Origin of the sequence: Anaerosporobacter sp. (assembly GCF_031551385.1) — a bacterium.
In the GTDB taxonomy this organism is placed as follows: domain Bacteria; phylum Bacillota; class Clostridia; order Lachnospirales; family Lachnospiraceae; genus Anaerosporobacter.
The window spans coordinates 1-11,797 of record NZ_JAVBNS010000253.1; the positions used below are offsets into that span (position 1 = coordinate 1).

An 11,797-nucleotide genomic window follows, 5' to 3' on the forward strand; every position below is an offset into this window, starting at 1 on the left:
GGAAGACAAATGAAGAAACATATGAATCGATAAAGAAGAGAGTGCCAAAACGATTACATGAAAGTTTAAAAACCTGTATCATTCATTGTCAAAAATGTATGAAACCTCTGGAGGGAGCAAGAGAATTTGTATGTTCCATGAAAGAAGAAGGTTTTAAGATTTATGTATTATCCAATGCCAGTGATACATTTTATGAGTACTTTCCGGATTTTTTACCGTTGGATTATTTTGATGGTGTGATGATATCGGCAGATGTACATTTTGTCAAACCGGATATTCAAATATACAAAACTTTTTTAAAAAAATATGGATTGGAACCGCAGGAATGCTTATTTATAGATGATAGAACAGACAATGTAGAGGGTGCAATTGCTGCAGGAATGAATGGACGAATATTTAAGAGTGATTATGACAAACTATATACAGAATTAGATACAGTTCGCAAGCATAATACAGAATAGAAAGGCTTGGTTATTCATATGAAAGATACGAAGAAATACGAAATCAAAGATAGCGTTATTCGAAAAAAAAGCAGAGCATTAGAAACGAATTTGTATCGTTCTGCAGAGAATCAGAAATATCTGATGGAGATTAATGAACAAAAAGATTATTCCAGACTGATATATGGGATTTGTTTTTTTGTATTAGTTTTTGCAGAAGTTATGATAGCTTTGTTTGTGAATGATGAATGGATACGTCCGTATGTGGGGGATGTATTGGTTGTAATTGCAATTTATACATTTGTTCGAATCTTCATACCTCATAGGTGTGTGGCATTGCCAATGATTATATTATTCTTTGCATGTTTGGTTGAGGCACTTCAATATATTAATATAGTGGATAAGATTGGACTAGGTGATGTGAAATTTTTCAGAGTGCTGATTGGAACGGTTGGAGATCCGAAGGATATCATATGTTATGCGGTGGGGTGTATTCTGTTGATAATTTATGAGATGATAAGGGTTAGAATTGACAAGAATAGATAGGGGATTTTGTAGATGTAATCATTGATTTTAACAAGAGATTTTAATTGACATTAAAAAAAATAAAGCATATAATAGACTTAGCAAGAGAGCCGATAGCTAGAGTACACCTAGCTGCCGGTAAGTAATTTACAAAAAATAGCGCCTTATCTTACCAGGACGAGGGCGCTATTTTTTTGTGCGTAAAATGCTAATAACAAGAGTTATAATTGCACAAATCATAATTACAAAAGTAAATAATTCACTGTATGTAACCATTGGCACCAGCTCCCTTCAATCAATATCCGGCAACTGGCATAATCGCCCCATCGGCTCCCTGGGTAAGTCTATTATATATTCAATGTACGAGTTTACACTACTCTCAAATATTCTCAAATTCCAAAATTGAACGCATCAAAAATTACTTATCGTTTGTAATATCATTATTAGGTTTCTTTTCTTCTTTGCTTGTGTTTTCAATAGCATGAGCAGTGTTAAGTATATTGCTGTATGCTGATATTCTTTTTAATTGCTCTTTTTGTTTGCTGTCTGTGTTTTGTAATTCGACATCTGTTAATATTGGACCATTTTCTGTGTTAAATAAATAACCTATATATCTTTCAATTTCTGTTAATTCTTTAACTCTCTTAATTGCCTCATGCTTGCCTAATGAATTTAATTTATTATATTTATTTAGTAAATAAATTTCATCGTCGAGTAATTTTGTTTCTGCAATATCTAACTCTGCTTTTAGTATATTACAAGGATCTTTAAAATCTTCTTGATATGCGGCTGTTAATAAACTAAGTTCCACATTTAATGCGCCCGATAGTTTTGCCATTGTAACTAGCTTCGGCAATCTATTTCCGTTTTCATATTGAGCAATTTGTTGTTGTGACATATTTATTCTTTTACCTAATTCGCTTTGAGAAATTCCTTCTTTTTGCCGTAGTTCTTTTATTATATTAGCTAATGACATATTTTTTCACCTCATACTAATAATAACATGCAGATGAAAAAAATAAAAGCAAAAGTTTGTTTTTGTTATTGACACAAGCAAAAGCATGTTGTAATATTATTGTAACACAAGCAAAAGCATGTGTCAATATTTTTAAAGGAGATGAAAAAAATATGAAAATCAAAGTAGACACGAAAGCCATATATCTTTCAATGTTAGAAAAAGGTATGAATGGTACAGACTTAGCAAATGCAGCAGGAGTAACACAACAAGCAATAAGTTCATTACTCTGTGGGCGAGTAATTGGTAAACAGAAATTATTACCAGATGTTTGCAAAGTATTAGAACTTAATATTAAAGATGTAGTAATCATTGAAGAGTAGAAATGAGCAGAGCAATGATTAGTTGCACCAGTACAACAGGAAGGGGGAAATACTATGAATGTAATAAAGGCAGTTGAAAGTTTTGAATACTTCCGTAAATGCACCAGTAAATCATTCCATTACTGGAGATACTGGGGAAAAAAAATGATAAAAGAATGGAAGTTGAACCCGGATAAACTGAAAGGAGTGAATCAATGAGTAAATACATAGGACTATTAAAGCCAGATAGTCAAAAATTCTTAATCGCAATGGCAGAAGCAGAACTAAGCCCAGTAGAGTTAGCAGCAAAAGCTGGTATAAGCGTAAATTTCGTTTATTCCATGCGTAGGGGTAAATATACCAAGCCAAAGTATTTAGGGGCTTGTTGCAGGGTTCTAAATGTCAAGGTAAATGATGTGGTGGAAAGTGAGGTTTAATCAATGAGAAAAAGGAAAATAACACAAACAGAATTAAAAGCAATTATGTTTGATTGTGTATGTGATATTTATAATAATCCGTCTATTGAGGTAGATATCAAAGATAATGAAATATTTGGAAATCTGGAAGTCTTCACAAAGATGCTTTTTATTATTCAGAGAAAGGAATCTCTAAAGAATGGCAGAAAAAAGAATGTTTAGTAAAGTAATTACTGAATCGACAAGGTTTTTGAAAATGTCAGCAGCTTCACAGAACTTATACTTTCATCTATGTATGAATGCTGATGATGATGGAGTAGTAGAAGCATATCAGATATTGTTATTAACAAAGTCAACTACCGAGAATTTAGACGAATTAGTTAATAATGATTATGTGCATGTCTTAAATGATGATTATGTTTCCTACATTGACGATTGGTTAAGACATAACAGTGTAGATGCTAGGTATAAAACTGATAGTGTGTATCAAAATTTATTGATTGAGGTTGTGGGTGATGTTCCATTATTAGAATCTAAAAAGAGAACCACACGAGAAACACAGGGGAATCACGCGAGAACTACACGAGAAACACAGGGTAAGATAAGGTTAGATAAGATAAGATTAGATAAAGATAATATAGACTATCAGCAAATAGCTGATATGTATAATGATACTTGCGTATCATTCCCCAAAGTTACAACTTTATCAGAATCAATGAAAAAAGCTATAAAAGCAAGAATGAACCAGTACAGTATTAATGATTTTGAGAAATTATTTGAAATGGCAGAATCAAGTCGATTTTTAAAGGGTGGTAATGAAAAAAACTGGTCAGCCAATTTTGACTGGTTGATAAAAGATAGCAATATGGCAAAGGTACTTGATGGTAATTATGCGGACAAGGCAGCAGGACAAAGCCAAGTTGCACCGGTGCAACCGGAAGAAAAACCAATCCATTATGAGACACAAGCCGATTATTTCCCACCGGGATATAATTTTGTTACACGTCCAGATGACCCATTCCAATAAGCAAAGGAGATGATAACAATAGAGATTGATAAATTAATTGAACTGGCCAGACATAGGGTGAAACAGCCAGACATTGTAACCCCATTATCACTTGTAAAAATTAAACAGCTTAGTATTACTCAACAGATAGAATATAACCGATTATTGGGACAGCAGGCAACAAATAACTATTATGCAATGCAAATGTCACAAGAGGAGATATTGGAACGTAGAGCATATATCCGCCGAATACTAAGAACAACTCAATTTAATAATCAGAGTAATGAAGAACTTGACAGTGTGCGAATATATGATGTTCCCGGATATGGTTTGATGGTAGAGAGTTCCGAAGGTTATGAGACAATCATACTGAGCGGTGTCAAATTTGATTTTGGGGAATTTCGTAAAGCCTGTGCAATGGTTCCGTTTGAGTATAAAGACAAGATGGCAAAAGATTTCAGATTTGATTGTTATAATTGTGATACTACGGAATTAAAGAATATCATCAATAAATTTATTCTTGATTTTAATGAGTTCAAAAACGAAGGATACGGTTTATACATACAATCCAAAGAAAGAGGAAGTGGAAAAACATTTCTTGCAAGTATCTTGTTAAATGAAATTAGTACTCGGTATGCAGTTAATACGAAGTTTGTAACCATTTATGATTATCTGGAAATGACTAAAAAAGGGTATCAAGGTTCGCCAGAAGATATACAGGCTATCAATAATGCACAAGTGCTTGTTTTAGATGATTTTGGGGCGCATATGGCTAAGGAATGGATTGAAAGTGTATTGTTCAGCCTAATTGATAAAAGAACCGTTAAAAGGCTTGTTACGATTTATACCAGTAATATTCCATTAGAAGAATTAAGGATTGACAGCAGGATTACCGACCGAATTAAAAGTAAAACATATACATTGAAAGTCCCTGATGTCTCTATCCGTAATTTGGAAGCCAATAAGCGTAAGAATGAATTTATGAAGAAAACAGAAAATAGCTCCCATGATACTACCAATATCACAGGAGCCAACCAATAGCCGAAGCTATAAGATAAATAAACACCTAAATTATAGCAAATTACCGGCAGAAAGAAAAGAGGTAATTTATTTATGAAAAATAATAAGGACATTAAAAAGATAAATCAGGAAGAATTGTTAAGAGAAAACATAGTAGGGATATTATCTACTATGCAATCAGAATCACTAAAAAGAGTGTATCGCTTTATACTTTATTTGTATATCAAATTGTAAGACGAATAAGGGACGAAAGGAAAAGGTGATTTTATGAGTGAATTATCAAGAAAACAGAAATTAATATAGTTAATTAATGATATGAAATCTGAACCAGAGGTTAATTATTTATATTCTTTTTTGGTAGCTGGGATGAGTATTGGAAAATTTCAGATATCAGAAGGTCATACGGACGAAGTAAACGATTTTATGACCAACTATGAGCAGTAGAAACATATTGATGAGAAATCCAAAGATTTAAGAAAGGAATAGGTGATAAATGATGAAAGAGCAAATCATTGAAATGTTGGACAAAGCAGGAGATGAAAAAATAAACTTCATCTATGTATTTATTAAGTCACTTCTGGGATTATAAGAAAGGTAATGATATACATGAATATATGCAAGAATTGTAATGAAAAATTCGATATTCCAGAAACTAAACGACCAGATGCAGGTCATGTTATAACACCTTATGAGCTAAGATATAACAAGGTGAAACCAGTGCAATTCTGCCCCTATTGTTTTTCAACAAACATAGGGGTACAGAATCCTGTTATGAATTGTTATGGTTATTAACAAATGTCAAGGTTGCGAGAACTTAACAAAACTTAACATTTAAGAAGCAATAAGAGCGGGATATTCGGTAATTCTGCCGCTGAAATAGGGTGCGAAAACCTTACAAAACCCAACATAAGAAGCGATCAGTAAAACGATGGCTATAAGGTTGTTAGGAAATGTTAGTATTCAGCAACTACAGTCCAGAATGCTATTACTGAATGTATGGCCGAACACTTGAAAAGAACCAGTGTGAATATATTTGACATAATGAAAACTTAGTAAAACTTAGTATTAAACCAGAAATCATGAAAGGAGTGATACAGTGCTTAGAATGAGAGTATCCTATGAAAAGGATGAAGAACTGGAAAAACTTAAACGTATGTTAGGGAAGAACATCATTAAGTTGCACGCACCAAAAGAGAACAAAGGAAAGTTTAAACGTGTGTTTATATTTTTTAAATAGGACTTGATATCAAAGGTGCTAATATGGTATAATATATATGTTATATATATCAAGTCGCATGGTTCTATAAAAGGACTGTGTAAATCGTATTAACGATATGACGGAAATATCCGGTTAATGTTCCAGATGGAGTATTAACTCAGGTGTTTCCGTCTTTTTTATTTTATTGAAAAATCATAGTTGACGAACGTAAAACGGAAAGGGAAATTATAATGGCAGATGAAAGTACAAACAAAAACGCAGACCCAGCAGCCGAACAGGGAACAGGGGATAAGACTTTTACACAAGAAGATGTGAACCGTATTGTTGGGGAACGACTGGCAAAAGAAAAAGCCAAGACCAATAATGACACTGAAATTAGTAAAAGGGAGCAGGAGTTAGAGCAAAGGGAACTTCGCCTGACTGCGAAAGAAGTATTAATTGAAAAGGAATTACCAGTGCAGTTATTAGATGCTCTAAACTGCACAGACAAGAAAACAATGGAAAAGAGCATTGCAACTATAGAAACTATATTTAATGATTATAAGGCGAATGTCACAAAGCAAACAGTTTTCAAAGGTTTCCTGCCGGCTGGTACTGGAACAAAGCCAACAGCAGAGGTATTAACGGGAGATTTGGAAATTAGAAAGGCTATGGGGCTTCGTACTTAACAGAAAGGAAGCATAACACATGGCAACTATAAATTTAGTAACAAAATTTTTACCGTATGTAGATGAATTATTTACAACGGAAAGCAAAATCTCATTACTTACAAATCAGAATTTTGACTTTGATGGAGCAAAGACCGTAAAGGTATATAAAGTATCTACCGCTGATATGTCGGATTATGATAGAGATGGGAGTTTAGGAAATCAATCAAGATATGGTATTGTTCAAGGGCTTGATGCAACAACAGAAGAATTTACACTTAGTAAAGACCGTTCCTTTACGTTTGCGATTGATAAATTAGATGAAGATGAGACAGGCGGCACATTAGAAGCGAGCAGTGCACTTTCAAGACAATTGAGGGAAAAAGTTATTCCAGAAGTTGATACACATACTTATGCCGTTATGTGTTTAAATGCAGGTATAAAACCTACATCACTTGAATTGACAAATGAAAATATTTGTATGGAAATTTTAAAGGGTAATACTGCACTGGATAATGGGGAAGTACCCGAAAATGAAAGGGTTATTGTAGTGACACCTGACACATACCTTTTAATTAAGCAATGTAAAGATATTATTATGGAAACAGATATTGGTAATGAATTACGTTTAAAAGGTGTTGTTGCCATGATTGACGGTGCAATGGTAATTAAGGTACCAGCAAAACGACTACCGAAGAATTTCGGTTTTATGATTGCGCATCCTTGTGCGACTGTATCACCTACAAAGTTAAGTGAGTATAAAGTACATGAAGATGCACCGGGGATTAGCGGCTCATTGGTGGAAGGTCGTATTGCATATGATTCCTTTGTTTTGGAAAACAAGGCAAAGGCAATATATTATCAATCAACAACATAATTTTGATAAGAGTGTCCCGGGCTTTCTTCTTCCGATTGTCCGGGGCATTTTTGAAAGGTGAAATCAAGAAATGAATAAAAATATTGAAGTGATAAATGAACACCTTTGGGCGGTCAATAGGGCATATGTAAAAGCTGGATATATTAAGGAATTAACACCTATTATGGGAAGTGATGGTATAAATGAATATGCATCTCTTACGGATGATGGGATTATGATTTTAAATAAACAATCGGAACTATATCCGACACTAAAGCTGTTTATACCTAAAATTATGGCATATACAGATGAAGTATTATTACATTGCATGGAATCTGTAAAGGTCAATGTATCAGATAATTATGAAAAGTTATATTTGAATGTAATGGAATGGGAAGTAAAAAGACGTTGTGTTATGGCTGAATATTTGAAAAGTCATTCTAAATTAACATTTAAGAAGAGGATAATTAAAAGTATAAGGAAGTGGGTGACTTAGTGGCAGGAATACAAACAGGAATTGAACTGCAAGACAATTTTACAAGTGTAATATATGGAATTATGGAAAGTGTTCAGGCGGCCTGTTCGCAAATGGAGAATTTACAAAGTGTAATGGATTCCGGTGTGGATTCTTCCGCATGGGAGGATTTGGAAAGTGAAATTAACCAGACCACTAACACCGCCAACGCTATGAATTCTACCATAGACAACACCGAGGAGATCATCAATCAAAACACCCAATCGCAGGAAGAATTTAACCAACAGATGCAGAACGCAACGCAACATACAAATGGGTTACAAGGTTCGCTAAAAAAGGTTGGAGCGGCCATCTTTGGTATGGCAGCCATTAAAAAAACGGTTGGATTTATTAACGAGTGTACAGAAGCGTTTGACACACAGCAGAGAGCAGAACGACAGTTGATGACCGTTCTTACCAATACACTAGATGCAGATTATGTAACAAAGTTTGCACTCGATGTAGACGCTACACAAGCCGAAGACTCTATTGCATCCATAGAAAATACCGCAGATATGGAAATCCCAGCAAGTGTTAAGAAAGAAGCATTGCTTGCAGAATTTGACGCAATTACCGCAAAAGCGTCCGAAATCCAATCTAAAGGTATCTACGGAGATGAAATTATGATTGCCGGTGCCGCAGAGCTTTCCACGTATTTTACTGATACTGGAGCAGTCGAAAAAATGATGGATACACTTTCTCATTATGCGGCCGGTATGTCTGGCGGTGTCGAATTAGATGATAAAGCGATGGTTGATTATGCAACTGGATTAGGTAAGGTTATGACCGGTTCTTACGATGCCATGACGAAAAAAGGTTTTGCCTTTACAGATGCACAAAAAGCCATTATTGAAGGTACTGCAGAAGAACAACAGATTGTAGCCACTCTTGGCGAAGAATATTTAAATATGTCTTCGGACATGCAAGCGGCCGCCGCTATTTCACAGGTGATTGACGAATCTTGGTCTGGAATGTATGAAAACATGAGCAATACCCCACAAGGGGCGATTATCCAGATGAAGAATACGTGGGGTGATATGCAAGAAATGATTGGAGAAAGATTATACCCCGCAATTCTCAAGTTTGTTCAAGCGGTAACCAATAACTGGCCAACTATCAGTACGGTTGTCGGTGGATTTACAAAAATTTTAATGGTAGTTATGGATATTTTAGGATGGTTAGTGGAAGCAGCATTTAGTTTTGGACAAAGTATCGTTGATAATTGGTCGATGATAGAACCAATTGTAGCCGGTATTGCAATCGGTTTGGGGTTATATACCGCTGCATTAATCGCTCATAATGTCATTCAGGGTATTAGTAACATTACCAAAATGATTGCAACAGTACAAGAATATAATCATGCAAAAGCAATTCTAGCGAACTCGGCAGCATATAGCAAATCAACGATTAAAACCGCCGAAGCAACAGTTGCACAAGCGTCTTTCAATACTACATTATTAGCTTCACCTGTGACTTGGTTTGCCATCATGTTACTTGCTATAGTTGTGGCATTGTTCGCAGTTTGTAACTGGATTGCAAAAACATCAGATGGTGCAATTACTGGATTTGGAATAATGACCGGTGGGGTTTGGGTTGTAATTCAATTTTTCAAGAATCTTGCATTAACTGTGGCAAATGTGGCATTAGGAATTGGAATGGCTTTAAATGCCTGTGGTCAAAATTTAGAAACGGCTTTCCACAATGCTATTTGTCATGTGCAATCTTGGTTTTGGGATTTACTTGCAACCGCATTAGAGGTTATCGAAGGAATTGCAAAGAAATTAAATAAATTACCATTTGTGGATATTGATTATAGTGGAATATCTGACGCAGCCGATGATTACGCTGCAAAATCCGCAGAAGCAGCAGGTAATGTGAGTGATTATTTAAACATAAAAGACGAGTTTAAAAAAGGCATGGAAACGTTTGAAACATTTCAAGAAGGTTGGATGTTAGACGCATTTACCGAAGGTGCAGACTGGGGAAATGGTATTGCAGACAAAGTCTCAAGCGTATTCAAAGATAGCGACAAAGATAACGGAATTAGTGACATTGAAAGTATGCTAGAAGGTATACCAGACGGAATTGAAGATATTGCAGATTCCACAGATAATATTGCAGATTCTTTGACTATTTCCGAAGAAAACTTAAAATATATGCGGGATATGGCAGAACAAGAAGCAATTAACCGATTTACAACTGCAGAGGTGCATGTGGATATGTCAGGTATGCAGAATAAAATATCTTCCGATATGGACATTGATGGTGTTGTTTCTGGTCTGACAGATGCGGTAAATGAAGCGGTAGACATTATAGCGGAAGGGGTACACAAATAAGATTGTATTTCATATATTGCCTTTGTTTTGGAAAGTAAGGCAAAGGCAATATATTACATGAAACAAAAACAGAATAAACCTCCGATTGTTTGGGGCATTTTAGAAAAGAGTGGATATTTATGACAAATGAACAATTGGTAATCCGGATTCAAGCAGGAATTGAGATTGCAGATAATATGGCAGAATTATACAACCAAAATAAGGGGATGATAAGCAAACTGGCAAAGAAATATTCCAGTTATGCAGAATATGAAGACCTTATGCAAGAAGGTTATTTCGGACTGGATTCAGCAGTGGAGCATTGGGAAACATCAAGGAATGTAGCATTTATAACATATGCGGTATACTGGATTAAACAAGCCATGCAACGGTATATTGAAAATAATTCAATATTTGGTGTTCAAATGCAGAATAAAATTATAAAATATCGAAAGTTTGTTTCAACATATTTCAACAAGTATGGCAAGAACCCCAGTATTAACGAATCTTGCCATTATTTAGGAATGAGCCGGGAACAGGTAAGAACGATTATTGAAAATGACTATAAAGCGAATATACAGAGCTTAGATATAGATATTACAGAAGATGGCAATTGCAGTATTGTAGATACCATAGCGGCAGATACAGATATTGAATCTGCTGTGCTTGACCAGATACAGAGAGAGGAACTTAAGGCAGTTATCTGGCCGTTAGTCGATAGTTTGTCAGAAGAACAAAGCCGAGTAATTCGATTAAGATATCAGGATAAAAAAACATTAAAAGAAACAGGTGAAATGCTCGGAAATACTCGGAAATCACCAGAGCGAATACGAGTTATTGAAGAAAAAGCCATGTATGAATTAAGAAAATCGCATAGAAAAAGACTGCTTCAACCTTTTATCATGGATTATATATGCACATATGCTTATCGGGGCAGTGTCGGTGATTTCAACAGAACATGGACTAGTTCAACTGAAAATGCAGCTATGAAATTAATTGAAATGGAAGGGAAATATATCGGTTCAAATAATCCCTACTAGTGACAAGCTAGTGACACAATATCCCCCAATTGCTATAATATAACCAATTAACCAATATCTTTATTTAAGGATTATTTAATAATTCATCCGTTATTATAATCCTATCATCAATCAGAGAGGAGACTGAACTATGTTTTTCAGAATATTGAAAAAAGATTTAAAACGAAAAAAAGGAATTAATTTTATAGTATTTCTATTTATGACAATGGCAACACTGTTTGTGGCCAGCAGTGTAAATAATATTTTTGTGGTTATGAATGCAACCCAACATTGTATGGAAACAGGAAAGATTCCAGATATTTATATTTGCTCTTATCAGCAACCAGATGAGAGGAAGATTGAGGAATGGCTGGAACAAAATGAGCATGTCAAAAGTTTTTCCATTAATAAAGCAACGTTTCTATTGGGAAATAATATCATTGCGTTTAATGGTAAAAAAGGAGAGGATTATGATGCCTCCAATAGTATTATGTTGCAGGGAA

At 34.8% G+C, this 11,797-nt stretch carries 17 protein-coding genes and 1 pseudogene; 17 read left to right on the forward strand and 1 reads right to left on the reverse strand.

Annotation, left to right across the window (positions count from 1 at the left end):
- On the forward strand, window positions 1-461 hold a 461-nt coding region (locus RMR19_RS18940), incomplete at its 5' end, for an HAD-IA family hydrolase (RefSeq protein ID WP_310605067.1).
- Window positions 462-479: 18 nt separating this feature from the next.
- Window positions 480-986, forward strand: coding sequence for a ribosomal maturation YjgA family protein (locus RMR19_RS18945; RefSeq protein WP_310605068.1), 507 nt, complete (start codon window positions 480-482; stop codon window positions 984-986).
- A gap of 397 nt (window positions 987-1,383) precedes the next feature.
- Here the strand turns inward: RMR19_RS18945 and RMR19_RS18950 are convergent, their stop codons facing one another.
- Entirely contained in the window at window positions 1,384-1,941 is a 558-nt protein-coding gene (locus tag RMR19_RS18950) for a helix-turn-helix domain-containing protein (protein WP_310605069.1), read from the reverse strand.
- A 152-nt stretch (window positions 1,942-2,093) separates the two neighbouring features.
- On the opposite strand from RMR19_RS18950, the gene RMR19_RS18955 reads away from it, so the two are divergent.
- The 15 genes and pseudogenes from RMR19_RS18955 to RMR19_RS19025 all read left to right on the forward strand — a co-directional run.
- Window positions 2,094-2,303, forward strand: a complete 210-nt coding sequence (locus RMR19_RS18955) for a helix-turn-helix transcriptional regulator (RefSeq protein ID WP_310605070.1) — start codon at window positions 2,094-2,096, stop codon at window positions 2,301-2,303.
- A 54-nt stretch (window positions 2,304-2,357) separates the two neighbouring features.
- Window positions 2,358-2,501: a hypothetical protein gene (locus RMR19_RS18960; RefSeq protein WP_310605071.1), complete on the forward strand. Its 144-nt coding sequence runs from the start codon at window positions 2,358-2,360 to the stop codon at window positions 2,499-2,501.
- Window positions 2,498-2,719, forward strand: coding sequence for a helix-turn-helix domain-containing protein (locus RMR19_RS18965; RefSeq protein ID WP_310605072.1), 222 nt, complete (start codon window positions 2,498-2,500; stop codon window positions 2,717-2,719). The genes RMR19_RS18960 and RMR19_RS18965 overlap by 4 nt, the downstream gene beginning before the upstream one ends.
- Window positions 2,720-2,722: 3 nt before the next feature.
- Window positions 2,723-2,920 carry a hypothetical protein gene (locus tag RMR19_RS18970; RefSeq protein ID WP_310605073.1) on the forward strand — a complete coding sequence of 66 codons (198 nt, stop codon included), beginning with the start codon at window positions 2,723-2,725 and terminating at the stop codon, window positions 2,918-2,920.
- Window positions 2,898-3,725 carry a hypothetical protein gene (locus RMR19_RS18975; protein ID WP_310605074.1) on the forward strand — a complete coding sequence of 276 codons (828 nt, stop codon included), beginning with the start codon at window positions 2,898-2,900 and terminating at the stop codon, window positions 3,723-3,725. The genes RMR19_RS18970 and RMR19_RS18975 overlap by 23 nt, the downstream gene beginning before the upstream one ends.
- Before the next feature lie 9 nt (window positions 3,726-3,734).
- Window positions 3,735-4,745 (forward strand): ATP-binding protein, encoded by a 1,011-nt coding sequence (locus RMR19_RS18980; protein ID WP_310605075.1) that lies wholly within the window; start codon window positions 3,735-3,737, stop codon window positions 4,743-4,745.
- Between the two features lie 294 nt (window positions 4,746-5,039).
- A complete protein-coding gene (locus RMR19_RS18985; RefSeq protein WP_310605076.1) occupies window positions 5,040-5,168 on the forward strand; it encodes a hypothetical protein in 129 nt (42 codons plus the stop codon).
- 162 nt (window positions 5,169-5,330) lie between these two features.
- The gene (locus tag RMR19_RS18990; protein WP_310605077.1) at window positions 5,331-5,516 is read left to right on the forward strand and encodes a hypothetical protein; all 186 of its coding nucleotides are present in this window, start codon (window positions 5,331-5,333) and stop codon (window positions 5,514-5,516) included.
- Between the two features lie 304 nt (window positions 5,517-5,820).
- Complete coding sequence (locus RMR19_RS18995; RefSeq protein WP_310605078.1) at window positions 5,821-5,961, forward strand: hypothetical protein; 141 nt, start codon at window positions 5,821-5,823, stop codon at window positions 5,959-5,961.
- Window positions 5,962-6,173: 212 nt separating this feature from the next.
- Window positions 6,174-6,611, forward strand: coding sequence for a capsid assembly scaffolding protein Gp46 family protein (locus RMR19_RS19000; protein ID WP_310605079.1), 438 nt, complete (start codon window positions 6,174-6,176; stop codon window positions 6,609-6,611).
- A gap of 19 nt (window positions 6,612-6,630) precedes the next feature.
- Entirely contained in the window at window positions 6,631-7,467 is an 837-nt protein-coding gene (locus tag RMR19_RS19005; RefSeq protein WP_310605080.1) for a hypothetical protein, read from the forward strand.
- A gap of 70 nt (window positions 7,468-7,537) precedes the next feature.
- Window positions 7,538-7,942, forward strand: a complete 405-nt coding sequence (locus RMR19_RS19010; protein WP_310605081.1) for a hypothetical protein — start codon at window positions 7,538-7,540, stop codon at window positions 7,940-7,942.
- Window positions 7,943-8,208: 266 nt separating this feature from the next.
- Entirely contained in the window at window positions 8,209-10,296 is a 2,088-nt protein-coding gene (locus RMR19_RS19015; protein WP_310605082.1) for a hypothetical protein, read from the forward strand.
- Between the two features lie 119 nt (window positions 10,297-10,415).
- Complete coding sequence (locus tag RMR19_RS19020; RefSeq protein WP_310605083.1) at window positions 10,416-11,315, forward strand: sigma-70 family RNA polymerase sigma factor; 900 nt, start codon at window positions 10,416-10,418, stop codon at window positions 11,313-11,315.
- Between the two features lie 130 nt (window positions 11,316-11,445).
- Window positions 11,446-11,797: pseudogene (locus tag RMR19_RS19025) on the forward strand (ABC transporter permease); the annotation flags it as partial.

What these genes read in the sequence shown, in the direction of transcription:
- RMR19_RS19015 (WP_310605082.1), top strand. Translation starts at nt 8,209, where the DNA reads ATGCAGAACGCAACGCAACATACAAATGGGTTACAAGGTTCGCTAAAA.
- RMR19_RS18965 (WP_310605072.1), top strand. Translation starts at nt 2,498, where the DNA reads ATGAGTAAATACATAGGACTATTAAAGCCAGATAGTCAAAAATTCTTA.
- RMR19_RS19010 (WP_310605081.1), top strand. Translation starts at nt 7,538, where the DNA reads ATGAATAAAAATATTGAAGTGATAAATGAACACCTTTGGGCGGTCAAT.
- RMR19_RS18990 (WP_310605077.1), top strand. Translation starts at nt 5,331, where the DNA reads ATGAATATATGCAAGAATTGTAATGAAAAATTCGATATTCCAGAAACT.
- RMR19_RS18960 (WP_310605071.1), top strand. Translation starts at nt 2,358, where the DNA reads ATGAATGTAATAAAGGCAGTTGAAAGTTTTGAATACTTCCGTAAATGC.
- RMR19_RS18980 (WP_310605075.1), top strand. Translation starts at nt 3,735, where the DNA reads ATGATAACAATAGAGATTGATAAATTAATTGAACTGGCCAGACATAGG.
- RMR19_RS18945 (WP_310605068.1), top strand. Translation starts at nt 480, where the DNA reads ATGAAAGATACGAAGAAATACGAAATCAAAGATAGCGTTATTCGAAAA.
- RMR19_RS18970 (WP_310605073.1), top strand. Translation starts at nt 2,723, where the DNA reads ATGAGAAAAAGGAAAATAACACAAACAGAATTAAAAGCAATTATGTTT.
- RMR19_RS18950 (WP_310605069.1), bottom strand. Translation starts at nt 1,941, where the DNA reads ATGTCATTAGCTAATATAATAAAAGAACTACGGCAAAAAGAAGGAATT.
- RMR19_RS19005 (WP_310605080.1), top strand. Translation starts at nt 6,631, where the DNA reads ATGGCAACTATAAATTTAGTAACAAAATTTTTACCGTATGTAGATGAA.
- RMR19_RS18985 (WP_310605076.1), top strand. Translation starts at nt 5,040, where the DNA reads ATGAAATCTGAACCAGAGGTTAATTATTTATATTCTTTTTTGGTAGCT.
- RMR19_RS18955 (WP_310605070.1), top strand. Translation starts at nt 2,094, where the DNA reads ATGAAAATCAAAGTAGACACGAAAGCCATATATCTTTCAATGTTAGAA.
- RMR19_RS19020 (WP_310605083.1), top strand. Translation starts at nt 10,416, where the DNA reads ATGACAAATGAACAATTGGTAATCCGGATTCAAGCAGGAATTGAGATT.
- RMR19_RS18975 (WP_310605074.1), top strand. Translation starts at nt 2,898, where the DNA reads ATGGCAGAAAAAAGAATGTTTAGTAAAGTAATTACTGAATCGACAAGG.
- RMR19_RS19000 (WP_310605079.1), top strand. Translation starts at nt 6,174, where the DNA reads ATGGCAGATGAAAGTACAAACAAAAACGCAGACCCAGCAGCCGAACAG.